At 70.9% G+C, this 24520-nt stretch carries 18 protein-coding genes; 12 read left to right on the top strand and 6 right to left on the bottom strand.

The features are described 5' to 3' along the window. Positions 1-4: 4 nt before the first annotated feature. Together IPJ59_RS10000 and IPJ59_RS09995 are read right to left on the bottom strand one after the other, a co-directional pair. Positions 5-1513: a DUF1501 domain-containing protein gene (locus tag IPJ59_RS10000; RefSeq protein ID WP_293271088.1), complete on the bottom strand. Its 1509-nt coding sequence runs from the start codon at positions 1511-1513 to the stop codon at positions 5-7. A gap of 27 nt (positions 1514-1540) precedes the next feature. Further along, complete coding sequence (locus IPJ59_RS09995) at positions 1541-2506, bottom strand: hypothetical protein (protein WP_293271086.1); 966 nt, start codon at positions 2504-2506, stop codon at positions 1541-1543. Between the two features lie 255 nt (positions 2507-2761). On the opposite strand from IPJ59_RS09995, the gene panB reads away from it, so the two are divergent. Together panB and panC are read left to right on the top strand one after the other, a co-directional pair. Then, positions 2762-3691: a 3-methyl-2-oxobutanoate hydroxymethyltransferase gene (panB, locus tag IPJ59_RS09990; protein WP_293271084.1), complete on the top strand. Its 930-nt coding sequence runs from the start codon at positions 2762-2764 to the stop codon at positions 3689-3691. A gap of 69 nt (positions 3692-3760) precedes the next feature. After that, the gene (gene panC / locus IPJ59_RS09985; protein WP_293271083.1) at positions 3761-4606 is read left to right on the top strand and encodes a pantoate--beta-alanine ligase; all 846 of its coding nucleotides are present in this window, start codon (positions 3761-3763) and stop codon (positions 4604-4606) included. A gap of 51 nt (positions 4607-4657) precedes the next feature. Here the strand turns inward: panC and IPJ59_RS09980 are convergent, their stop codons facing one another. Together IPJ59_RS09980 and IPJ59_RS09975 are read right to left on the bottom strand one after the other, a co-directional pair. Then, on the bottom strand, positions 4658-5272 hold the full coding sequence (locus IPJ59_RS09980; RefSeq protein ID WP_293271081.1) for a hypothetical protein: 615 nt from the start codon (positions 5270-5272) through the stop codon (positions 4658-4660). After that, complete coding sequence (locus IPJ59_RS09975; protein WP_293271079.1) at positions 5269-5847, bottom strand: hypothetical protein; 579 nt, start codon at positions 5845-5847, stop codon at positions 5269-5271. The genes IPJ59_RS09980 and IPJ59_RS09975 overlap by 4 nt, the downstream gene beginning before the upstream one ends. Positions 5848-6149: 302 nt before the next feature. Between IPJ59_RS09975 and groES the strand changes: the two genes are divergently transcribed. The 3 genes from groES to IPJ59_RS09960 all read left to right on the top strand — a co-directional run bounded on the left by groES (position 6150) and on the right by IPJ59_RS09960 (position 9077). Beyond that, a complete protein-coding gene (gene groES / locus IPJ59_RS09970; RefSeq protein ID WP_293259034.1) occupies positions 6150-6443 on the top strand; it encodes a co-chaperone GroES in 294 nt (97 codons plus the stop codon). Positions 6444-6491: 48 nt separating this feature from the next. Continuing rightward, the gene (gene groL, locus IPJ59_RS09965; protein WP_293259036.1) at positions 6492-8135 is read left to right on the top strand and encodes a chaperonin GroEL; all 1644 of its coding nucleotides are present in this window, start codon (positions 6492-6494) and stop codon (positions 8133-8135) included. Between the two features lie 120 nt (positions 8136-8255). Next, positions 8256-9077: an SDR family NAD(P)-dependent oxidoreductase gene (locus tag IPJ59_RS09960; protein WP_293271077.1), complete on the top strand. Its 822-nt coding sequence runs from the start codon at positions 8256-8258 to the stop codon at positions 9075-9077. 4 nt (positions 9078-9081) lie between these two features. Here the strand turns inward: IPJ59_RS09960 and IPJ59_RS09955 are convergent, their stop codons facing one another. Continuing rightward, on the bottom strand, positions 9082-9792 hold the full coding sequence (locus IPJ59_RS09955) for a Crp/Fnr family transcriptional regulator (RefSeq protein ID WP_293259040.1): 711 nt from the start codon (positions 9790-9792) through the stop codon (positions 9082-9084). A 217-nt stretch (positions 9793-10009) separates the two neighbouring features. Here IPJ59_RS09955 and IPJ59_RS09950 point away from each other — a divergent pair, with 217 nt between their 5' ends. The 7 genes from IPJ59_RS09950 (at position 10010) to IPJ59_RS09920 (ending at position 22111) form a co-directional block, all read left to right on the top strand. After that, entirely contained in the window at positions 10010-11551 is a 1542-nt protein-coding gene (locus IPJ59_RS09950; RefSeq protein WP_293271075.1) for an HAD-IG family 5'-nucleotidase, read from the top strand. Positions 11552-11559: 8 nt separating this feature from the next. Beyond that, a complete protein-coding gene (locus IPJ59_RS09945; RefSeq protein WP_293271072.1) occupies positions 11560-12354 on the top strand; it encodes an alpha/beta fold hydrolase in 795 nt (264 codons plus the stop codon). Between the two features lie 224 nt (positions 12355-12578). Continuing rightward, positions 12579-14378: an acyl-CoA dehydrogenase gene (locus IPJ59_RS09940; RefSeq protein WP_293271070.1), complete on the top strand. Its 1800-nt coding sequence runs from the start codon at positions 12579-12581 to the stop codon at positions 14376-14378. A 27-nt stretch (positions 14379-14405) separates the two neighbouring features. Further along, on the top strand, positions 14406-15200 hold the full coding sequence (locus tag IPJ59_RS09935; RefSeq protein ID WP_293271068.1) for a Uma2 family endonuclease: 795 nt from the start codon (positions 14406-14408) through the stop codon (positions 15198-15200). Then, on the top strand, positions 15149-17227 hold the full coding sequence (locus tag IPJ59_RS09930) for a DNA methyltransferase (protein ID WP_366524578.1): 2079 nt from the start codon (positions 15149-15151) through the stop codon (positions 17225-17227). Before IPJ59_RS09935 ends, IPJ59_RS09930 begins: the two co-directional genes overlap by 52 nt. A gap of 87 nt (positions 17228-17314) precedes the next feature. Further along, positions 17315-19552, top strand: a complete 2238-nt coding sequence (locus IPJ59_RS09925) for a GumC family protein (RefSeq protein WP_293271066.1) — start codon at positions 17315-17317, stop codon at positions 19550-19552. A gap of 42 nt (positions 19553-19594) precedes the next feature. Beyond that, complete coding sequence (locus IPJ59_RS09920; RefSeq protein WP_293271064.1) at positions 19595-22111, top strand: O-antigen ligase family protein; 2517 nt, start codon at positions 19595-19597, stop codon at positions 22109-22111. A 204-nt stretch (positions 22112-22315) separates the two neighbouring features. On the opposite strand, the gene fusA is transcribed toward IPJ59_RS09920, so the two are convergent. Next, a complete protein-coding gene (fusA, locus tag IPJ59_RS09915; RefSeq protein WP_293271062.1) occupies positions 22316-24415 on the bottom strand; it encodes an elongation factor G in 2100 nt (699 codons plus the stop codon). Positions 24416-24520: the final 105 nt, after the last annotated feature.

Below are 24520 nucleotides of genomic sequence, written 5' to 3'. Positions count from 1 at the left end.
CGGATCAGGCCTTGAGGCCGAGGTAGACCTGGGCCAGGCGGGTTGCGGCCGCGAGCTCGTCCTTGACCCCGCCGGCGACGTCGCCGACGGCGAAGGTCTGCGAGCTGAAGGGGTAGATGCCGAGCGCCATCATGACGAGCATGCGGTTCTCGGCCGGGCTGATGTAGCTCTGGGCGAAGCCCTGGTCCTCGGTGATGGCGCCGTAGATGCCCTTCTCCTTGGCCGAGACGGGGCCGCCGATGAACACGTTGACCATGCCCTGCGGCCAGTGATTGAGGCCGGTGTCGCCCTGACGGAACGGGGTGCGGCCGAACTCGGTGTTGATGACGACCATGGTGGTGTCGAGGTCGAGCTTGTCGGGGTCGCCCTCGCCGGGCTCGTTGATGATGTCGACGAGCGCCTGCATGGTGTGGCCGACGTTGCGCGAGGCGTCGTAGACGTGGTTGTCGTGGGTGTCGTGGCCGCCGGCGCCGTTGGGGCGCAGGCCGCCGTCGATCCACTGCACGTAGCGGGCGCGGTCGGTGGTGCGGGTCAGCAGGTTGGCGGCGAGGCGGGCCTGCATGGCCGGCTTGTCGACGGCCTCGTTGTCGCCGCAGGCCTCGCCGGCGATCGGCTGGAAGCTGCTGGCCGGGAGCACGCTCTCGAGCTGGGCCGCGCCGTTGCGGGCGAAGTGGGCGAACTCGTAGTTGCTGCGCTCGGCGGCGCGGGTCGGGGCACCCTTGCCGCCGGGACGGAAGCGCTGCTGGTAGGCGCGGAGGTAGTGGTCGATCGCGGCGTCGAACTGCTCGCGGCGCCCGGCCACCGCGGGCCGGCCGAGCAGGAGGCCGAGCTGGGAGTCGGGGTCGACCGTGACGCTGAGCGGGCGTGCCGAGCCGGGATGAAAGCCCACGGCCGAGGCGGCGCGGACGTTGTCGGTGGGGAACTCGACGCCGGGGTAGAGCACGTAGGCGTAGGGGGTGGCCCGCAGTCCGCCGGGTTGCTCGAGGAAGTGGCGCTGGATCGCCGCGCCGACGCCGGCGAGGCGGGGCGAGCCGAGGCGGCTGCCGGTCAATGCGTAGGGGTTGGCGCCCTCGTGCGGGAGGAGGTCGTGGCGCTGCACGACGATGCGCATGCGGGCGAGGATGTCGGGGCGAGCGCGCAGGGCCGAGATCCACGGGCCGAGGTGGACCGTCTCGCCCATCGCGTCGTCGGCGAAGGCCTCGCTGAGCTCGCCGGGGTAGCCGCAGCTCTGGAAGCGGGCGCTGGTCTCCGGGAGGTAGGCGTTGAGGAACAGCTCCTTGCCCATGCCCCACTTGGGCACGGTGTAGAAGGTGTCGAAGGCGTTCATGCCGCCGTACATGTAAAGCTCGAGCACGCTCTGGGCCTGGCGATCGCCGGGGATCATCGCGTCCAGCTTGTCGGCGGGCCAGTCGCCCCAGGCGGCCTGCGCACGCCGTGGGTGGCGAAGGACGCTGAAGGCGGCGCCGGCGGCTGTGGCGACGCCGGCGGTCTTGAGGAAGGTTCTGCGCTGCATGCTGGGCTCCTTGGAGGCGGCTAAGAATTAGAACAGGTCGGGGTAGGCCCAGACTTCGGTGCGGGCGACGACGCGGAGGTTGCCAGCGGCGAGGCCGAGCTCGCGGCTGCGCTCGCGGGCGACGGTGAGGGTGGCGGGCCCGGCCGCGAGCTTGGTGAGCTCGACGGCGGCGATCGTGTAGCTGCCGTCGTCGCTGGCGTGGACGACGAGCTGGCGGCCGAACTGATCCCACATGCGGATGATGATGCGGTCGTCGGGGTCGTCGTCGGCGGCCCACTTGATCTCGAGGCCCTTGGCCTGCTCGAGCGGGAAGTCGAAGACGTCGATCGCGGGCGCGGTGACCACGAGCTCGCCCGGGGTGGTGATCGCGGCCTGGCGGGTCTGGTCGGCGAAGGCCTCGCCACCGTAGGCGGTGAGGTCGTAGGCGGTGGCGGGCTGCCACTGCGCGGGGTCGGGGGCGCAGGCCTTGTCAAAGAAGGCGGCGTCGTCGCTGAGGTAGACCGGGTAGCTGTCCTCCAGCACCTGCAGGCAGGCGAGCGCGTCGGCGTCGGCGCTGTGCAGGCGCAGGCCGTTGCCGAGCGTGATCCAGGCGTCGGCCTTGCCCCAATCGTAGGCCGACATGTCGTGGACCTCGAGGGTGTCGGCCTTGGCCGGCGGCGGCGGGAAGAAGAGGGCGAGCGAGCGGACGGCGTAGAAGTCGTCGGTGGTGAAGGGCTCCGTCCGCCAGGCGCCGGCCATGCCAAGCTGGGCCGGCGCGGGGCTGGCGTCGGCGGGATAGAAGGTGAAGCTGAGCAGGCCGAAGTTGGGGCCGACCTCGCCGCCGGCGGTGTCATCACTGCCCGCGCTGGGGTCGCTCGAGGTCGGCGCGTCGGTGTCGCTGGCGGCCGTGCTGTCGGTGTCGCCGCCAGATCCGTCGTTGTTGCCGTTATCACCGCAGGCGGCGAGCAACAGCAGCGCGAGGGTCCAGCGCGGGAATCCAGCGGGTGAGCTCACCTGCTCGCTAGCGCCGTGCGGGCGGCCAGAACGATGCTCCGCGCAGTGAAGCTGACAATTCGATCGCATCGCCTCCAGATTTGCCTGGGCACGTTCAGGAAGCCAACATACAAAGATTTCTCGATGCGCGATCGCGGTGATTTTACGCACCGGTTTGCGCGAAACTGTGGCGACTCGATCCCCGGGTCTGAAGGGGTGATTCGGGGTTTCTCGGGCGCGCTTCAGTGCCTTTGCGATATGCTCCGCGCCGCTCGCATGTCGACCCCGCCGAACCATCGCGGACCGGGAGAGATCCCCGTCCCCGCGCCTGATGCCGCCACCCCCCAGCCGAAGCGGGTGACGGTTCCCTCCCTCGGGCGGCTCAAGCGCGAGGGACAGGCGATCGCCATGGTGACGGCCTACGACGCCACCTTCGCCCGCCTGGTCGACGAGGCGGGGGTCGACATCATTTTGGTCGGCGACAGCCTGGGGATGGTGATGCAGGGCCACCCGCACACGCTCGAGGTCACGCTCGAGCACATGGCCTACCACGCGCGCTGCGTGCGACGGGCGGTGCAGCGGGCCCACCTGGTCGTCGACATGCCGTTCATGAGCTACCAGGTGAGCCCGGAGCAGGCGCTGATGTCGGCGGGACGGCTGATCCAGGAGGGCGGGGCCGAGGCGGTCAAGCTCGAGGGCGGGGCCCGCACGGTCGAGGCGGTGCGCAAGATCGTGTCGGCCGGCATCCCCGTGATGGGCCACGTCGGGCTCACGCCGCAGAGCGTGCACGAGTTCGGCGGCTTTCGCGTGCAGGCCCGCGACCAGGACGCGGCCGAGCGGCTGCGCCAGGACGCGCTCGCGCTGCAGGACGCGGGGGCCTACAGCCTGGTGCTCGAGGGCATCCCGGCGCCGCTGGCCCGCCAGGTCAGCGAGGCCCTGGCGATCCCGACGATCGGCATCGGCGCGGGGGTCGGCTGCGACGGGCAGGTGCTGGTCATGCAGGACCTGCTCGGCCTCGACGACCGCTTCAAGCCGCGCTTCGTCAAGCGCTACGCGGAGCTGGCCGGGGTCGTGCGTGAGGCCTTCGCCAGCTTCGCCCGCGAGGTCCGTGAGCGCCGCTTCCCCGGCGAGGAGCACAGCTTCGCCGCGGCCGACGCGAGCCGACCGGCCACTGCAGCGGGGCCCGGCACCTACGGGCCCGGCTGATGCTGTCCTCGCGGACATGACCCAAAGGACAGGAGGGTGGCGGTGGGCGGACATGACCCAAAGGACAGGATGAAACTGCTGCGCACGCGCGAGGCGCTGCTGGCCTGGCGCGCTGGACTGCCGGCGGGCACCTCGGTGGCCTTCGTGCCGACCATGGGCTACCTGCACGAGGGCCACCTGTCGCTGCTGCGCGAGGGCCGGCGACGGGCCGGGGCGACCGGGCAGCTGGTGCTGTCGATCTTCGTCAACCCGACGCAGTTCGGGCCGGGCGAGGACCTCGATCGCTACCCGCGCGACGAGGCCGGCGATCTGGCGAAGGCGGCCAGCTGCGGGGTCGACGTGGCGTTCTGTCCGACCGATGGCGCCGCGCTGTACCCGAACGGGACCCGCACCTGGGTCGAGGTCGAGGGCCTCGATCGCCACCTGTGCGGCGCCAGCCGACCGGGTCACTTCCGCGGCGTGTGCACGGTGGTGGCCAAGCTGTGGGGGCTGGTGCAGCCGAGCGTGGGGCTGTTCGGCGAGAAGGACTACCAGCAGCTGGCGATCCTCCGCCGCATGCACGCGGACCTGAACCTCGTCGGCGAGCTGCTCGGGCAGCCGATCGTGCGCGAGCCGGACGGGCTGGCGATGTCGAGCCGCAACACGAACCTCAAGGGCACGGCGCGGCAGGAGGCGCTGGCGATCAGCCGCTATCTGGCGGCGGTGCGCGAGCGTTTCGCGGCCGGCGAACGCGACAGCGCGGCGCTGCTCGCAGATCCCTCGCAGGCGCTCGCGCCGGGGCGGGTCGACTACGCGTCGCTGGTCGACGCCGACGAGCTGCAACCAGTGGCGAGCGTCGCGGGCCCGGTGCTGGTCGCGGTGGCGGCGTTCTTCGGCGGGGTGCGGCTGATCGACAACACGCTGCTGCGGCCGTGAACTCAGGCGAGCCTCGAGAGCCTGAGTTCCCGAGCGCCTGCGACCGTGAACTCAGGCGCCGGCGAGGGCGAGCTTGCCGGGCATGTCGGCCGACCAGAAGCGACGCAGGCGGCGACGCAGACCGCCGAGCTGACCCGCACGCACGCAGCGCTCGAGCCCGCGGATGAAGCGGAGGGCGACCCGGTTGGCGATCGCGTAGCGCTCGCGCAGGGACTCGCTCTGGCCGGGCAGCGGGCTCCACTGGCACAGCAGGCGATCGACGAGGCGGGGGAAGTCGTCGCGCGCGGCCGGCCAGCGGGCGAGCAGGCACAGGGCGAGCTTGTCGACCTCGGCCTGGGTCTCGAGCTCGAGGCCGCTGACCGGACGTTCGCGGCGGACGGCCTCGACGAGGTAGAGGAGATGGCTGAGGCCCTCGACGACGGGGAGGGTATCAGCGAGGGCGGCGTCGCCGAGGACGCTGGCGTGAGGGCGCCGCTCGAGGCGCTCGAGGGCGTGCTCGGCGAGGGCGAGGGCGATCTCCACGCCGTCCTCGGATTCACGGACCACGACCAGCTCCTCGCGCGGGCCGCTGCCCGTGAAGGGGACCAGGAAGGCCACCGGGTCGACGCCAGAGTCGGCGCCGTTGAGGGCTTCGAGGCCGCGGTAGAGGCCGCGCAGGGCCCTCATTGCAGGGTGTCCGTGCCTGGGCGATCGAGGACGACGCCAGCGGCACGGAGCCGGCGGGCGTCGCGGGCCTCGCCGTGACGGCGCCAGCGGTCGTAGAGGCCGAGGAGATCGCGGTCCGCTTCGCCGCGAGCGTCGGTCGCCTCCGAGATCACCTCGGCGGCGTCGGCGAAGCGGTCCGCCAGGGTGTGGAACACGGCGAGCGCACCGCGACCATCGGAGACCTCGCGATAGGCGCTGGCCCCGAGCGAGCGCACGTAGCGGACGTTCACGGGGCTGCGGTCGAGGCTGTGCGGCACGACACCGGCAATAAAGAGGGCCCGGTCCCCCAGCGAGCGCAGGGCCTGGGCCCGGGCGCTGCCCGCCTCTGCCCGAGCCGCGAGGTACTGCAGGGCGAGCGGGCCGCTGCGCCGGCCGACCGCGTCGGGCCGGTGGACGAAGGCAGCCAGCAGGTGAACGACGTACGCCTCGACTTCACGCGGGAGATTGGCGCCGGCCCGGGCCTGCGCCTCACCGACCTGGTCAAAGAAGAAGGCCTCGAGCGAACCATCCAACGCGAGCTTGTCGACCATCGCCATACCCCCCATCTCAGCAAGCTAGCAGGGTCTGCGGGCCACATCACGAAGTTATGTGAGCAAACCTGGTGGCCCTGGGCCAAAGCGAGCTCTGAAATTGGCCGCGACGGGGGTTGACGCTCACAGCCATGGTCCTAGACTCCGGCCGCGTTAGCACTCGCCCCATGGCGACTGCTAGCAATGTCCCCCAGGAGCCCGCCAAACCGGCGGCATGGGGGTTTGGTCCACGGCCTGCGAGCGCCCAATGTCGGGCCCACGCGGGCCAGGCGTCGCCCATTTTGACAAAAGCACCACAGGAGACTGCAATGACGAAGGTTCGTCCGCTCAACGATCGAGTTTTGGTGAAGCGTATGGCCGAGGAAGAGAAGACCGCTGGCGGTCTCTTCATCCCGGACGCCGCCAAAGAGAAGCCCGCACGCGGCGTCGTGATCGCCGTCGGTCAGGGCAAGTCGGATGACACCGGCAAGCGCACCCCGCTCGACGTGAAGGCCGGGGACAAGGTCCTGTTCGGCAAGTACTCCGGCACCGAGATCAAGCTGGACGGTGAAGAGCACATGATCCTCCGCGAGGAGGAGATCCTCGCCGTGCTCGAAGGCTAGTCCGCGCCCCTCCCCCCAAACTTCCAGCAGATACAAGCGAGAATTCCCATGGCAGCCAAAGAAGTACGTTTTGATGAGTACGCCCGCAACTCGATCCTGCGCGGGGTCAATGTCCTCGCCGACGCGGTGAAGGTCACCCTCGGGCCGCGCGGACGCAACGTCGTGATCGAGAAGTCCTGGGGCTCCCCCACGGTCACCAAGGACGGCGTCACCGTCGCCAAGGAGATCGAGCTCGAGGACAAGTTCGAGAACATGGGCGCCCAGATGGTCAAGGAGGTCGCCTCGAAGACCTCCGACATCGCCGGCGACGGCACCACCACCGCGACGGTGCTGGCCCAGGCGATCTACCGCGAGGGCCTGAAGATGGTCGCCGCGGGTCACGATCCGATGGAGCTGAAGCGTGGCATCGACCAGGCGGTCGAGTCCGTGATCAACCACATCAAGACCCACCAGTCGAAGGCCACCAGCAGCGACGACGAGGTCGCGCAGGTCGGCACCATCTCCGCCAACGGCGACGAGGAGATCGGCAAGCTGATCGCGCAGGCGATGAGCAAGGTCGGCAAGGAGGGCGTGATCACGGTCGAGGAGAACAAGGCCAACACGACCGACCTCGACGTCGTCGAGGGCATGCAGTTCGACCGCGGCTACCTGAGCCCCTACTTCATCACCGACCAGGAGCGCATGGTCGTGTCGCTGAGCGACGCCTACGTGCTCACCTACGAGAAGAAGGTCTCGACGATGAAGGACCTCCTGCCGATCCTCGAGCAGGTGGCGAAGCAGGGCCGCAGCCTGCTGATCATCGCGGAGGACGTCGACGGTGAGGCGCTGGCCACCCTCGTGGTCAACAAGATCCGCGGCACCCTGCAGATCGCCGCCGTCAAGGCCCCGGGCTTCGGCGACCGTCGCAAGGAGATGCTCAAGGACATCGCCGTGCTGACCGGCGGCAAGGCCCTCACCGAGGACCTCGGCGAGAAGCTCGAGAACCTGACCCTCAAGGACCTCGGCACCGCCAAGCAGATCACGATCGACAAGGACAACTGCACGATCGTCGACGGCGGCGGCAAGAAGGACGACATCAAGGCCCGCGTCAAGCAGATCCGCGCCCAGATCGAGGAGACCACCTCGGACTACGACCGCGAGAAGCTGCAGGAGCGGCTCGCCAAGCTGGTCGGCGGCGTCGCCGTGATCAAGGTCGGCGCCGCGTCCGAGGTCGAGATGAAGGAGAAGAAGGCCCGCGTCGAGGATGCCCTGCACGCGACCCGCGCTGCGGTCGAGGAGGGCATCGTCCCCGGCGGCGGTGTGGCCCTCATCCGCGCCCAGAAGCAGCTCGACGGCCTCAAGGCCCCGACGCACGAGCAGCAGGTCGGCATCAGCATCATCCGTCGCGCGATCGAGGAGCCCCTGCGCCAGATCGTCATCAACGCCGGCGGCGAGCCGAGCGTCGTCATGAACGCGGTCCGCGCGGGTGATGCCGGCTACGGCTACAACGCCCGCACCGGCCAGTACGTCGACCTGATCAAGGACGGCGTCATCGACCCGACGAAGGTCGTCCGCACCGCGCTGCAGAACGCCGCGTCCGTGGCCGGCATGATGCTGACCACCGAGGCGATGATCGCCGAGAAGCCGAAGAAGGATGCCCCGGCTCCGGGCCCCGGCGGCGGCGGCGGTGGCATGGGCGGCATGGACATGTAGTCCAGGCATCGACCGCCCTGCGGTTCGATGCGACGCCCCGCGGCTCCACTTCGGTGGGGCGCGGGGCGTCCCCATTTAAAGCCCTTCATGCCGGCGCACGCTGCAGCTATCTTCGCGGCCATGGATCTCAAGGACCACGTAGCGATCGTCACCGGCGCGTCTTCTGGCATCGGTCTGGCCGTCGCCCGCATGCTGGTCGCGGCCGGGGCCCAGGTGGCGATGGTGGCCCGCGGCGCCGAGCGCCTCACGCGGGCCTGCACGGAGCTCGGCCCGCGCGCGGTCGCCTTCCCGCTCGACGTCGGCGACCTCAAGGCGCTGACGGCCCTGCCCGACGCGGTGATCCAGAAGCTCGGCCGCCTCGACGTGGTGATCAACAACGCCGGCCTGCACCACCGCGGCGACATGCTGCGCCACCGGCCGCAGCAGCTCGCCGACATGTTCACGGTCAACCTCGTCGCGCCGGTCGTGCTGACACGCGTGGTCGCCGACCTGATGGCCCCCGGCGGGGTGATCGTCAACGTCGCCAGCCTCGCCGGGAAGCTCGGCGTGCCGGGCTCCGCGGTCTACTCGGGCACCAAGGCGGGCCTGCGCTTCTGGGCCCTCTCGGCCGCCGAGGACCTCGGGCGACGCGGCATCCGGATCGCCAACGTCAACCCCGGGCCGGTCGACACCAACTTCTTCGACGACGACTTCGAGCACGTCAGCGACCTGACCTTCTCGCAGCCGATGGTCACCCCGGAGCAGGTCGCGGCGGTCGTCATGGACTGCGTGCGCAGCGACAAGACCGGCCTCGACGTCGACATCCCGTACATGTCCGGCAAGCTGTCGACGCTCGGCTACCTCTCGCCCGGGCTCGGCCGCTGGCTGCGACCCCTGCTCGAGAAGCGTGGCGCCGCGGCCAAGCGGCGCTACCTGGCCCGGCGCGGCCTCACGGGGGGCTAGCGCATCAGGTCAGGGCCGCGAGCCCGTCGAGGTCGGTGAGCACGACCGTGCGCCCCTGCAGCAAGATCAGCTCCTTGCGCTTGAACGCCGACAGCGTCAGCGAGATCGTCTCGCGCGTCGAGCCGATCAGGTTGGCCATCTCCTGGTGCGTGATCTTCTGGTCGATCTGCAGCCCGTCCTCGGTCTCCTTGCCGTGCTCCTTGCCCAGCTCGAGCAGCAGCGCGGCCAGCTTGGCGTGCACGTCGCGGAACACCAGGTGTTCGATCTTCGTCTCCATCATGCGGCGGCGGTCGCCGACCACCTTGATGAAGCGGAACGCGATCTTCGACTGGGTCATCAGCAGCTCGCGGATGGCCTCGCGCGGCAGCACCGTGATGATCGAGTTCTTCATCGCCTCGGCCATCTCCTCGCGAGGTTGGCCCTCGAGCACGCACAGCTCGCCGAAGAACTCGCCCGCCGCCACGTAGGTCAGCGTCAGCTCCTTGCCGTCGCGCGACACCTTGCTGCACTTGATGCGGCCGCCCTGGATGAAGAACACCTGCTCGCCCGGATCGCCGGGCAGGTACACGATCTGGCGCCGCTGCAGCTCGCGGACCTCGACCTCCGGGACCAGGTCGCGCAGCTGCTCCGCGGATAACCCCTCCAGCAGCGGTATCTTCCGCAGGTACCAGAGCGCGCGCTTCTCATCCTTGAGCGTGGGGGGTGCTGCGACCATGGCTCACCGTACGGAAGCCCACGAATTCTCGCAACCGCGTGAACTGGGCGACGAAGCCTCTGGCAAGCGTAAGGCGCCGCACCCTGCGTCGGCGGGTCCAATGCAGATACCAATACACATAAAAAAACCAACTCATCGTTTCTGCGCGAATTAATTCAGCGATCCAGAACGCGATCACGGCCGCAGCCTGCGCCCCTGATAGGCTCGTGGGCCTCGCATGTCCCTCGCGTCCGGGCTCCCGACACCGATCCGCAAGCTGCTCGCCGACGCCGAGCTCGTGCTCGAGGCGCCGTACACCCGGCGCATCTTCACCAACCGCGACCTCGCCTTCGACCGCATCACGGTCATCGGCTTCGACATGGACTACACCCTCGCGCTCTACCGCCAGGACGAGCTCGAGGCGCTGTCGATCCGCTGCACCCTCGACAAGCTGCTGCAGCGCGGCTACCCCGAGGCCCTCCGCGAGATCCGCTCCGACCCGACCTTCGCGATCCGCGGCCTCGTCGTCGACAAGCGCTACGGCAACATCATCAAGATGGACCGCCACGGCTACGTCGGCCGCGCCTTCCACGGCAAGCGCCTGCTGCCCCGGCCCGAGCGCAAGTCGCTGTACCGCTCGCAGCGCCTCGGCACCGAGCGCGAGCGCTTCGCCCCGGTCGACACCCTGTTCGCCCTGCCCGAGGTCACGCTGTTCGCCGAGGTCGTCGACCTCATCGACCACCGACCCGAGCTGTGGCCGAGCGGACCGCCGACCTACGCGCAGGCCTGGCTCGACGTGCGCGAGTGCATCGACCAGGCCCACCAGGACGGCTCGCTCAAGGACCTGATCCAGGGCGACATCGGCCGCTACTTCCAGATCGACCCCGAGCTCGGCCAGACCCTGCACAAGTTCCGCAGCGCCGGCAAGAAGCTGTTCCTGCTGACCAACAGCCTGCTGCCCTACACCGACCACGTGATGCGCTACGTGCTCGGCGGTCAGCTCGCGGCCTACGACCACTGGCGCGACTACTTCGACTGGGTCATCGTCGGCGCGCGCAAGCCGGACTTCTTCACCGGCGCCGCCGCCTTCCAGGAGCTCGACCTCGCCGACCGCCCGCTCGGCAAGCCGGTGCCCGAGCCCAAGCGCGGGCGCATCTACCTCGGCGGCAACCAGCAGGGCCTGCAGACCGCCCTCGGCGTGCACAGCGACGAGGTCCTCTACGTCGGCGACCACATCTACGGCGACATCGTGAAGAGCAAGAAGAGCTCCGGCTGGCGCACCGCGCTGGTCGTCGAGGACCTCGAGCACGAGCTCGACGTCCGCCGCGACCGCCACGTCACCCTCAAGGAGATCGAGCACCTCACCTGGCTGCGCATCTCCCTCGCCGACGACATCAGCGCCCAGCGCTACCTCTCGCGCCTGCTCGCCCGCATGAGCCCCGAGGAGCTGGTCCGCCAGGGCGTCGCCGCGGCCGAGGCCGAGCACATGCTCGCCGACACCCGCGCCACCGTCCGCAAGCGCTTCGATCGCCTGCGCCGCTACGAGGAGGAGGTCGCCGACACCCTCGAGCGCCGCATCGCCGACGTCGACGAGGCCTTCAACCCCTACTGGGGCTCCGTGTTCGCCGCCCGCCGCGACACCAGCCGCTTCGGCGCCCAGGTCGAGAGCTACGCCTGCATCTACACCAGCCGCGTCACCAACTTCCGCTACGCCTCGCCCACCAAATACTTCCACTCCCCGCACGGCTCGATGCCCCACTGGCACGGCCCGCCCAAGTAAGCGCAGCCGTGCCCACCCTCCCCCGCCCGCACTGCGATCTGTACTACGAGGTCCACGGCGCCGGCGACCCGACCGCCCCGGCGCTGGTCTTCGCCCACGGCCTCGGCGGCAACCACCTCAGCTGGTGGCAGCAGCTCGCCCACTTCGCCGGCCGCCACACCTGCGTCGTGTTCTCCCACCGCGGCTTCGCCAGCTCGCCCGAGGCCCCCGGCGGCCCCGGCCTCGCCGGCTTCGCCGACGACCTGCTCGCCCTCCTCGACCACCTCGGCCTCCACGCCCCGGTGCTCGTCGGCCAGTCGATGGGCGGCTGGACCTGCACCCTCCTCGCCGCCGCCCGCCCCGACCGCGTGCGCGCGCTGGTCCTCGCCTGCACGACCGGCGCCATCACCCACCCCGAGCTCGACGCGATCTTCGCCGCCCACCTCGCCCGCGGCCTGCCTGCGCTCCCGCCCCACGTCAGCGTCGCCGCCGGCCTCCGCCTCGCCCGCGAGCAGCCGGCGATGAACGTCCTCTACAACCAGGTCGCCGCCCTCTCGCCCTGGCTCGACCGCCGGGCCGTCATGGCCACGCTCGTCGCCATGCGCACCGTCCCGCTCGCCGCCCTCCGCGGCCCGCTGCTGTGCGTCACCGGCGAGGAGGATCTCCTGATCCCGCCGTCGGCTGTCACCTGGCTCGTAGGACATGTCCCCGGGGCCAGGCTCCACCACGAGCCCGCCGCCGGCCACTCGGTCTACTGGGAGCGACCCGCCGCCTTCAACCGCGCCCTCGCCGAGTTCCTCGCCGCGCTCCCGCCAGTACGCTGAAACCAGTACGCTGAAATAGGACACCGCCGACGGCGCCCACACCAGCGTGGACGACGTCGGCGGATCGGTTCGCAGCACCCCTGACTCAGCACTCAACGGGCCCGGCGGGTGGGGATGGAGGCCATCCGCCCGATTCCGTTGTGATGGAATCATGTCCCTTATAATACCAACCGTCAAGCACAAAGTTGGCCCCCGGTCCCGGGCCGCCAGCCTATCCTCCGGCCATGGCCGACCAGAACCCGCTCATCTCGGACCGCGACGTGCAGTTCCAGCTCCACGAGGTCGCCGACGTGCTGGCCCTGTGCCGCCTCCCGGCCTTCGCCGAGCACGGCGCCGAGACCTTCGAGCTGTTCCTGCGCAGCGCTCGCGGCCTGGCCCGCAACCTGCTCTTCCCGGCCTATCGCCCGATGGACCTCGAGCCCCCGCGCTTCGAGCACGGGCGCATCCACGTGCACCCGAGCATGCGCGCGATCTGGGCCCAGATGGCCGAGCTCGGGGTCCTCAGCGCGACCCGCCCGCACGCCGTCGGCGGCCAGCAGCTGCCGCACACCGTGGCGATCGTCGCCGAGGCCTACCTCATGGCCGCCAACCTCGGCGCCTACGGCTACGCCGGCCTCACCGCCGGCGCGGCTCACCTCATCGAGGCCTTCGGCGACGACTGGCTGCGCGACACCTTCATGCGCCGCATGTACTCCGGCGAGTGGACCGGCACCATGGCCCTCACCGAACCGCAGGCCGGCTCGAGCCTCGGCGACATCACCACCCGCGCCACCGCGGCCGGCGACGGCACGTACCGCGTGCACGGCCACAAGATCTTCATCTCGGGCGGCGACCACGACATCGCCGACAACGTCGTCCACCTCGCCCTCGCCCGCCTCGACGACGCGCCCCCCGGCGTCAAGGGCATCTCCCTGCTCGCCGTCCCGCGCCGCCGCTTCACCGCCGACGGCGAGCTCGTCGACAACGACGTCCACACCGCCGGCCTGATCCACAAGGTCGGCTGGAAGGGCCTCCCGAGCCTCGTCATCAACTTCGGCGAACAGAACGACTGTCACGGCTGGCTCGTCGGCCAGCCCCACCAGGGCCTCGCCTATATGTTCCAGATGATGAACGCCGCCCGCATCATGGTCGGCGTCAACGGCATGGCCACCGCCTCGGTCGCCTACCACGAGGCCATCCGCTACGCCCAGGGCCGCCACCAGGGCCGCCTGCCCGGCGCTCGCGACCCCCGCGCCCCGCAGGTGGCGATCGTGGAGCACCCCGACGTCCGCCGCATGCTCCTGCGCCAGAAGGCGATCGTCGAGGGCGGCCTCGCCTTGCTGATCCACACCGCCCGCTACGCCGACCTCGCCGAGCACCACGACGACCCGGACGAGCGCCGCCGGGCCCAGCGTCTGCTCGACCTGCTCACCCCGGTCGCCAAGAGCTTCCCCGCCGAGCGCGGCTTCGAGGCCAACGCCCTGGCCCTGCAGATCCACGGCGGCTACGGCTACTCGAGCGAGTACCTGCCCGAGGCCTGGCTGCGCGACCAGAAGCTCAACAGCATCCACGAGGGCACCACCGGCATCCACGGCCTCGACCTCCTCGGCCGCCGCGTGTTCGCCGACGGCGCCTTCCTGGCCCTCGCCGACGAGTGGCGCCGCGCCCTCGCCGACGCCCGCGACGCCGGCCTCTCCACGACCTGGCTCGACGACTTCGACCGCGCCGCCCACAACATCGCCGACCTCACCCTCGAGCTCGCGCGGCGCGGCCAGGCCGGCGAGCCCGAGTTCATGCTCCGCCACAGCGCCGACTTCCTCGAGCTCTTCTCCACGATCGTCGTCGCCTGGCAGTGGCTGCGTCAGGCCAGCGTCGCCGCCCGCGCCCTCCCCACCGCCGCAGCGGCCGATCGCGGCTTCTACGAGGGCAAGCTGTGCGCCGCCCAGTACTGGTTCTCCACCGAGCTCCCCCGCATCGACCACTGGGTCCGCCTGTGCCGCGACGGCGAGGACTCCTACACCCGCATGCAGCCCGGATGGTTCTGACCTCGCACGCCTGCTATCGTCGCCGCCATGCCCTTCCCGCGCGTCGCCCCGGGCCCCTTCCGCGCCGACCAGATCCGCGAAGGCGACCCCTACGAGCTGAGCGACGGCCACGCCATCTACTGCGCGCCCGCCGGTCACCGCCACGGCGGGACCCAGAACGCCGGCGCGAGCGCCCTCGCCAGCGACCCGGCCGTCGACGGTCGCGTCAGCATCGACGTCGGTATCGCCTTCAACGACAACAAGAACCTCCGCGCCCCCGACCTCATCGTCACCGACAACAGCCCCCTGCAACCCGGCTGGCTGCGCACCGTCCCGCCGCTCGCGGTCGAGTACGCCGACATCGGCCAGGACGAGGCCGAACTCGCCGCAAAAATCTCCGAGCTGCTCACCCTCGGCGTCCGCTACATCTGGGTCGTCCGCCTCAACGGTCCCCTGCGCGTCGAGGTCCACGTGCGCGGCGAACCTGTGCGAATCCTGCGCGCCGACGACACGCTCACAGCGCCCGGGGTCCTGCAGAACCCTCTCCCCGTCCGCGCCCTCGTCGACCCTGCGACCTCCCGAGCGGTCACCCTGCACAACCTGTTGCAGCAGCACGGATACACCAGCATCGCCGAGATCCAGGCCGAGAGCCATGCGACTGGCAAGCTCGAGGGCAAGCTCGAGGCCACAGCCGCGAGCATCCTGACCCTCCTCCAGCTCCGCGAAATCGCCGTCCCACCCGCGGCCGCCGCAACCATCCGCGCCAGCCATGACCTCGAGCAGCTCGAGCGCTGGCTACGTCGCGCCCTCACCGTCACCACCGCCGACGAGCTGCTCGCCTGAACACCACAGCCTCGTCGCCCGCCACAGGTCCCACCGTCGACCATGAGCGTGACGGTCTCTCGGCGCCCGTCGCACCCGCCGCTCGTGCCGTCGACCACGAGCGCGACGGTCTCTCGTCGCCCGTCGCTCCCGCGGCGACCGCCCGCGGCGCTCTCTCCCTGCCCACGCGCCGCGATCCCACCGCCTACGAGCGCAGCCTCGACCCCCGCGCCCGCCATCGCCACGGCGCCCACTACACCGCCGAACCCGACATCCTCCGCGTCGTCGGCCCCACGATCGTCGAGCCCTGGCAGCGTCGCATCGCCGCCACCCCCCGCGACGCCCTCTCCGCTCTGGTCGACGCCTTCCAAAATTTCCACGTCCTCGACCCCGCCTGCGGCTGCGGCAACTTCCTGCTCGCCGTCCGCGACGCGCTCGCGCAGCTCGCCGCCGCGATCACCGAACGCTGCCACGCGCTCGCCCTCCCACCCCCACCCGGCCCCTACTTCACGCTCGGCCAGCTCCACGGCATCGAGCTTGACGCCCACGCCGCCGCGATCGCCCGCAACCTCCTCGCCGATCCTCAGCACCCCGACACTGCGCCCGACATCCGCACCGGCGACGCCCTCCTCCTCGACTGGCCTCGCCCCGCTGGTGAGTTGGCGATCGTCGGCAACCCGCCCTACCTCGGCGTCCGCAAGCTCCGCCGCGCCCTCGGCGACGAGCTCGTCCGCACCCTCTTCGCCCGCTACCCGGACAACCGCGCCGCCGACTACGCGACCTACTGGTTCACCCGGGCCCGCGAGCACCTTCGCCCCGGCGAGCGTGCCGGCTACGTGTGCACCAACTCGATCGCCCAGAACACCAACCGCATCGCCAGCCTCGACCGCATCCTCGCCGCTGGCGGCACGATCACCGACGCCTGGCGCTCGTACCCGTGGCCCGGCGACGCCGTCGTCCACGTCAGCATCATCAACTGGATCTCCGGCCCGCACGCCGGTCCGTGTCGCCTCGCCGGTCGCCCCGTCGCCGTCATCTCGGCCCAGCTGTGCCCCGTCGACAGCAGCCACGCCGAGCGCCTGCCCGAGAACGCCGGCCTCGGCTTCATGGGCGTCACCCCCGGCTCCGCGGGCTTCGTCCTCGCCCCCGCCGCCCACGCCAAGCTCCTCGCCCGCGACCCCGCCTCCGCCGCCGTCCTCGTCCCCTTCCTGGTCGGCCGCGACATCAGCCGCGATCCGCAGCAGCAACCCTCGCGCACGATCATCGACTTCGCGACCATGACCCTCACCGACGCCCGGCGTCACCCCGGCGCCCTCGCGCACGTCCGCCGCCACGTCCTCCCGCATCGCCGCGAAAACCCGCGCGAGGCCGCCATGCCGCACTGGTGGCAGTTCTGGCGCCCCGCCCCCGCGCTCCGCCAGGCCCTCGCCCGCGCCCGCCACGTCCTCGTCATCCCCTGCCTCGCCCCGCACCTGCTCGTCGTCCGCCAGCCCCGCGACCGCTGCTTCGATCACCAGCTGATCGTCATCACCCTCGCCGACGCCTACCACCTCGGCATCCTGCAATCTCGCTTGCACGCCCTGTGGGCCCGCGCCCGCGGCTCCACCCTCAAGGGCGACCTCCGCTACACCATCAGCACGATCCTCGAGACCTTCCCATTCCCCATCCACCCGGACGGCCACTACGATCCCCGCCGCCGCCCTCGCACAGCGCTCGCCGCCCGCGTCGCCGCCTGTGCCACCCACTTCGACCGCCTGCGCCGCGCCGCCTGCCGCGAGCACGACATCGGCCTCACCCGCCTGCACAACTACCTCGAGCGCCCGGCCCTCACCCAGCCCCACGAATCACTCGAGCTCCCCAGCGCGAACCCACGCCCCGCAACCCTCGACCTCGGCCCGCTGCGCCGCTCCTGGACCGCCCTCAACGACGCCGTCGCCGCCTGTTATGGCTTCCCGCCCTATCTCTGGCGCGACGACGACGCCGCCCTCGCCGCCCTCCTCGCCCTCAATACACGCCACGCCTCGCAGGCTCCGCCGCGGTCACGATAACTGCAAATATGCCCCAGGCGCCCAGGCCCCGCCCCACGCCGGTTGCTTGGCGTTTCGCGCCGCGGCGCCTAAGCTGGCGCTTCACGCATGGCCCAGTCGCAACACAGCCCGCAGGCCGAGGGCACCGGGGTCGACGAGGCCGACCGGGCGATGGAGCAGGTCATGCGCTTCGTCGGCATCCTGCGCCGGCGCTGGCTGGTCGTCGCCGTCACCACGGTCCTCGCGGTGGCCGGCAGCTTCGTCGCCATCTCGATGCTCAAACCCAAGTGGCGAGCCCACGCGACGATGGTGCTGCACCTCTCGGGCCCGCAGGTGCTCGACAAGATGAAGGGCGTCTCGGACGACAACGAGGGCCGCCTCTTCGCCTACAAGGAGTACTACCAGACCCAGCGTGAGATCATCGGCAGCCGCATCGTCGCCGAGCGGGCGCTCGGCGCCCTCGGGCTCGCGCAGGACCCGGTGTTCCTCGGCGTCGACGACATCGGCTCCGAGGCCGAGCGACTCGCCCGCACCCAGGCGATCGACCCCGTCGAGCGCCTGCGCGAGCTGGTCTACGTCGAGGAGGTCCGCGGCTCGCGGATCCTCCGCATCTCCGCGGATTACCCGGACCCCCAGATCGCCGCCGACATCGCCAACGCGATCACCGACGCCTATCTCGCCCATATCCTCCAGAGCCGCACCCGCACCGGCGTGGCCGCCAAGGACAACATGGGCGTCGAACGCGAGAAGGCCCTCGCCAACCTCAAGGCCGCCGAGAAGGCCCTCGCCGACTTCAAGCAGGCCCACGGCATCTCCTCGATCTCCCTCGCCGACCGCCAGAACGTCATCACCGAGGCGATCATCGCCACCAACGCCAACCTGAAGGACGCCGAGGCCGACAGCTTCGCCGCCCGCGCCGCCCACGACGAGGCCCGCCGCCTGCACAAGGCCGGCAGCCTCGCCGGCGCCAGCCTCCTGCCCCAGAGCGAGCGCGCCATCTTCGAGGACATGCGCAGCGAGCAGCTCACCGCCGAACGCGAGGTCGAGCAGCTCAGCGTCAAATACGGCGACAAGATGCCCGACCTCCAGCAGGCTCGCCGCCGCCTCGAGCTCATCGAGAAGCGCATCGCTCGCGAGGAGCGCGACCTGCTCGAGTCGCTCAAGGCCCGGGCCAACGCCGCCACCTCGACCGAGCACCAGCTGCGCGACTCGCTGACCACCGAGAAGAACCGCGCCCTCGAGCTCACCAGCCTCGAGCGCGAGTACCGGGAGCTCGAGCGCGAGTCGACCACCACCGCCGAGACCTACGCGCTCGTGTCGCGCCGCGACACCGAGATCGAGATGACCAACCGCGTCGAGGCGCAGGACATCGAGGTGCTCGACCGGGCCACCCGCCCGCGCGAGCCGGTGTTCCCGCCGAAGGCGCTGCTGGTCGCCGTGGCCCTGATCGGCGGCCTCACCCTCGGCTCGCTGCTCGCCCTCGGCGTCGACGTCCGCGACCACCGCATCCGCGGCCTCCTCGACCTCGAGCGGGCGATCGCCAACTTCGGCCTGCCCGTGCTCGGCCAGCTCCCGCTGCTCCCCTCCGAGGCCCGCCTCGGCGTCGGCAACCTGCGGGCCCAGCGACGCCACCGCGACCTCCACACCCTGCTCTACCCGCAGTCCCTCATGGCCGAGCGCTGCCGGGCGATCCGCACCTCCCTCAGCTTCGTCCAGGGCGAGTCGCCGCTGCGCACCCTCGTCGTCACCTCGCCGAACTCCAGCGAGGGCAAGAGCTCGACCGCGATCAACCTCGCGATGAGCTTCGCCCAGGCCAAGAAGCGCGTGATCCTCGTCGACGCCGACATGCGCCGCCCGCGGCTGCACCAGGTCTTCGACGCGCCGATCGGCAAGGAGAGCGTCGGCCTCGCCGGCGTGCTGTCGGGACGCTGCACCCTCGACGAGGCGATCCTCACCCAGAACGAGGATCTCCCCGACAACCTCCACCTCCTGCTCTGCGGCGAGATCCCCCAGAACCCCGCCGAGCTGCTCGACAGCCCCCAGACCCGCAAGCTCCTCGCCGAGCTCGGCGAACGCTACGACCTCGTCATCCTCGACTCACCCCCCGTCCTCCCCGTCACCGACCCGCTCATCCTCGCCCGCATCGCCCACGGCCTCATCGTCGTCGCCCGCTGCCAGGCCACCACCCGCAGCGAGCTCCAGCGCAGCCTCTCGCTGCTCCGCCAGGGCGATAACAACCTCCTCGGCGTGATCCTCAATGAGGTCGACACGCGCCGCGAAGAGGCCGGATACGGCGTCGGGTACTATGCTTACCACGCGCGTGAGACCAGCCCCGAACAGGCATAAAACGCCCGCCCGGCTCACTCCACGGCCTCCCGCGCGCTTACCTTGACGCCCGACGACGACACCCCCGCGAGCCTCACGCCCGCAGCAACACCCGAGCCCGCCGTCCCCGCGAGTAAGCCCGCGACCCCCGCGGCCCGCAGCGAACCTGTCCCTTCGATCGTGGTCCATCGGCAAGGTTCGATGCGACATGTCTCTCGGGCCAGCATCATCGCCACCCCCGAGGAGCCCGACGACAGCGTCCCCACCAACGAACGACCGGGCCAGATGCCGTGGTCGCGGCTCCTGCTCGCCCTCGCTGTCGCCGCCCCCGCGCTGTGGCTCGGCGGCGTGCCGGTCAGCGCCGTGCCGGTCTTCCTCGCCGTCGTGTGGCTGCTGTGGCTGCGCCTGTGCAGCCGCGGCGAGCCCCTGCGCATCCCGTATGGCAGCGCCATCGGCGGCTTCGCGGCCCTCGTCACCCTGCTGCAGTGGATGCCGCTGCCCCACAACCTGCGCGTGTGGCTCGCGCCCGATCTGGTCGCCATGTCCGAGGCGGCCCTGGCCGGCAGCGCGGCCGCGCCGTGGCCCGGCCTCTCCCCGGTCCCCGGCGACACCGCCCTCGAGGCCGCGCGCCTGCTCGGCCTGACCGCCCTCTACATCGCCGCGGCCCAGCTCTCGTGGCGCGTCAGCGCGGCCCTCGTGGCCGGCGTGGGCAGCCTGGTCGCCCTCCTCGGCCTCATCCAGGCCGGCCTCGGCGTGCGCCAGATCTACGGCTTCTACCACCCCAGCGACGTCGACCCCGCCCACACCCCCGCGCTGCTCACCTCCTTCGTCAACCCCAACCACCAGGCCGGCCTGTTCCTGCTCGGTATCTTCTGCGCTGGCGCCCTCGCCGTGCACTACCGCCTCCAGGCCCACGACACCGGCGACCCCGCCCGCCTCGCCCGGGCCCGCGAGCGCGCCCTGGTCGCCCTCGGGGCGCTCGCCGTGCAGGGCGTCGCCGTCCTGCTCTCGCTGTCCCGCGGCGCCATGCTGGCGCTCCTGCTCGTCGCACCGATCGGCCTCCTGCTCGCCTGGGCCCGCGAGGGCGAGGCCCGCGGCCGCCTGTGGCTGCGTCGCGTGGTCCTGCTCGGCGGCTTCGCCGGCGTCGCCGCCCTGCTCGCGCGCCAGAGCGGCGCCTGGGCCGAGCTGGCCACCCTCGCTCGCACCGGCGAGCCCGGCTTCGAGACCAAGTTCCGCGTCGCCCAGGACGCCGTCAACCTCGTGCCGCTCTCGCCGGTGCTGGGCGTCGGCCGCGGCGCCTTCATCGACCTCTTCCCCGCGATCGACAGCCAGCCCGCCGGTGTCCTGCACACGCACCTCGAGTCAGCGCCGGTCGCGATGCTGGTCGAGTGGGGTCCGATCGCCGGCCTGGCGATCGTGCTCGGCCTGCTGTGGTGGTGGATCGCCGCGATGTACAGCAGCGGCGGGCGGCAGGGCCGGGCCCGGAGGATCGCCCTGTGCGGCCCGCTGGCCCTGGCGATCCACAGCCTCGGCGACTTCAGCCTCGAGTTCCTCGGCGTCGCCGCCCCGCTGTGTGCCCTCGCTGGCGCCCTCTCCGAGCGCCGGATGATCGCCCGCTGGTCGCCCGGCCCCGGCCTCTACCTCGGCGGCGTCACCCTCCTCGCCGCGCTCACCCTGTCGCTGTGGGCCCTCCCGCACACCTGGCAACGCCGCGAGCGCAGCGAGGTCACCGGCCGCCCCGAGCACCCCGAACGCCCCGTCCCCGTCCCTGCCGACCTGTCCCCGGAGACAGCCCTGCGCATGCGCCCGCTCGACGCCGGCCTGCACACCCACCTCGCCTTCCAGGCGATCGCCACCGGCGACTGGAGCGAGGCCCGCGCCCGCGCCCTCGTGGCCACCCGCCTGCAGCCCAACGCCGCCGACCCGTGGTGGTTGCTGGCCGCCGCCGAGGAGGCCCTCGGCCACCCCGACGCCGCCGCCGTCGCCCTGGCCCGCACCCTCGCCGTCGTCCGCAAGCCGCTGTCACGCGAGGTCGTCGACGACCTGCTGCGCCGCTACCCGAGCGCCGAGGAGCTGGCCACGCGCATGCCCGACGCGCTCGCCCCCTGGACCCTGGTGATGGAGTCGATCATCCCCGTCGCCCCCAGCTACGCCGCGATCCTCGCCGCCACCCGCAACCAGGTCGATCGCCAGGAGCCCGAGGTCCTGCGCCTGCAGGTCCGCATCGCCCTCCAGACCCAGAACCCCGCGCTGGCCCGCTACCACGCCTCGCTGCTCCGCCAGCTCGCCCCGAACGACGCCAGCAGCCACCTCCTGCTCATCGCCGCCCTGCGCAGCTTCCCGGTCCCCCGCGAGGGCGAGCTCCAGGCCGTCGCCGGCGACGCCCTCGCCAACGACGCCCTGCGCGACCCCGCCGAGCGCGGCCTCATCGAGGAGGAGCTGGTCGCCTCGCTGCTGCGCGACGGCAGCCCCGAGTCCCGCGCCCGCGCCCGCACCCTCCTGCCTGGCCTGCTCGCCCGCCCCGGCGACCGCGCCGCCCTCCAGCGCCGCAACACCCTGCGCGAGACCGCCGAGGACTGACCTGTCCCCGGGGACATCCCCACGGACCTGTCCCGAGAGACAGCCCGTCAATCTGCAGACACGGCGAAGGCCGCCCCGCGACGCAACCGTCCGCAGGTACGGCTCACCTGCCCGGAGATACGGCCCGGACCATCCGCAGAAACAGCGAAGGCCGCCCCGCGACGCGGGAGCGGCCTTCTCCGGCCCGATGTCGGGCGGCCGGCCTCAGCCCTTCTTGTTGTCCGCGTACTTGCGGATGAGCTCGTCCTGGATGTGGCGGGGGACCGCCTCGTAGCGCTCGAACTCCATCGTGTACTCGGCCTTGCCCTGCGAGTTGGAGCGCAGCTCGGTCGAGTAGCCGAACATGTTGGCGAGCGGCACATGAGCCTCGATCACGCTGGTGCCCATGCTGCTCTCGGAGCCGACGATGTTGCCGCGGCGGCGGACCAGGCCGCCCTGGATGCCGCCCTGGAACTCCTCGGGCGTCTCGACCACCACGCGCATGATCGGCTCGAGGATGATCGGCCCGGCCTTGGGCATGGTCTCCTTGAAGGCCGCGCGGGCGGCGATCTGGAAGGCCATGTCGCTGGAGTCGACCGCGTGGGCGCCACCGTCGTTGACCTCCATCTCGATGCCGACCACCGGGAAGCCGATCAGCACGCCGCGGTCGAGGCCCTGGCGGAAGCCGTTGTCACACGACGAGATGTACTCGCGCGGGATCTTGCCGCCGACGACGTTGTCGACGAAGCGGTAGGTCTTGTCCTCCGCGTCGTCCGGGAGCGGCCGCATCGTGCCGCCGATCTTCGCGTACTGGCCCGAGCCGCCGGTCTGCTTCTTGTGGATGTAGGTGAAATGGATCTCCTGCGTGATCGTCTCGCGGTACGCCACCTGCGGCTCGCCGACGATCGTCTCCACCTGATACTCGCGCTTCATGCGCTCGATATAGATGTCGAGGTGCAGCTCGCCCATGCCCTGAATGATCGTCTCGCCGGACTCCTCGTCGCGGTGCACGCGGAAGGTCGGGTCCTCCTTCGAGAAGCGGTTGAGCGCCTTCGAGAAGTTCTGCAGGCCGTCCTTCTTGAGCGGCTGCACGGCGTAGCTGATCACCGGCGCCGGCACGAACATCGAGCGCATCGAGTAGACAGGGTCGCCGCTGGTGAAGCTGTCGCCCGAGGCGCAGTCGATGCCGAACAGCGCCGCGATATGCCCCGCCTCGGCGTCGTCGATGTCCTGCATCTCGTCGGCGTGCATGCGCACGAGCCGACCCACCTTGGACTTCTTGCCGGTCCGGGTGTTGTAGATGCTGTCACCCTTGTTGATCTTGCCCTGATAGATGCGAATGTAGGTCAGCTGACCGTACTTGCCCTCCTCGAGCTTGAACGCCAGGGCGCACAGCGGCTTGTTGGCGTCGCTGGCGAGGATGACCTCGGTCTCCTTGCCGCCGCTGCCGATCTCGAAGGCCTTGTTGGTGACCTCGGTCGGGTTCGGCAGGAACTCGGTGACGCCGTCCAGCAGGTGCTGCACGCCCTTGTTCTTGAACGCCGAGCCGACGAACACCGGCGTCAGCTCGAGCGCCAGCGTCGCCTTGCGGATCACCGGACGCAGCTGCTCCGCCGTCAGGTTGGCGCCCTCGCCGTCGAGGAAGGCCTCGGCGATCGCGTCGTCGAAGTCGCCCAGCGCCTCGACCAGCTTCAGGCGAAACTCCTCGACCCCGGCCTTCAGCGCCTCGGGGCACGGCTCCTTGCGGACCGTCTCGCCGTTGTCGCCGTCGAAGTACAGCGCCTCGCGCGTGAGCAGGTCGACCACGCCCTCGAACTTGTCCTCGGCGCCGATCGGGTAGGTCACGAGCACCGCGTTGTGGCGCAGCTTCTCGCGCAGCTGGCGGGTCACCTTGAACGCGTCCGCGCCGGCCCGGTCCATCTTGTTGATGAACGCCAGCCGCGGCACGTTGTAGCGCCGCATCTGCCGGTCGACCGTGATCGACTGCGACTGCACCCCGCTCACCGAACACAGCACGAGGATCGCCCCGTCGAGCACGCTCAGCGCGCGCTCGACCTCGATCGTGAAGTCGACGTGCCCGGGCGTGTCGATCAGGTTGATGAAGCAGTCGCCCCAGGTCACGAAGGTCGCCGCCGACTGGATCGTGATGCCCTTCTCGCGCTCGAGATCCATCGAGTCCATGGTGGCGCCCACGCCCGACTTGCCCTTGACCTCCTCGATCTTGTGGATGCGCCCCGTGTAGTACAGGATGCGCTCCGAGAGGGTGGTCTTGCCCGAGTCGATGTGCGCGGAGATCCCGATGTTACGGACCTTTGCGAGTTCCATGGTAGCTCTCTACTTGCTTTCGCCTGCGTGAATGCGCGAATGAAAAGGCCGGGCAAAGGCCCGGGTTTTGGCGCGCGGAGCATGCCACAGCGATGCTCCGCGAAC

The sequence above is a fragment of the Nannocystis sp. genome (assembly GCF_016714285.1).
In the GTDB taxonomy this organism is placed as follows: Bacteria; Myxococcota_A; Polyangia; order Nannocystales; family Nannocystaceae; genus Nannocystis.
The sequence above is the reverse complement of the archived record's forward strand: the minus strand, read 5'-3'. Positions and strand labels throughout refer to the sequence as shown.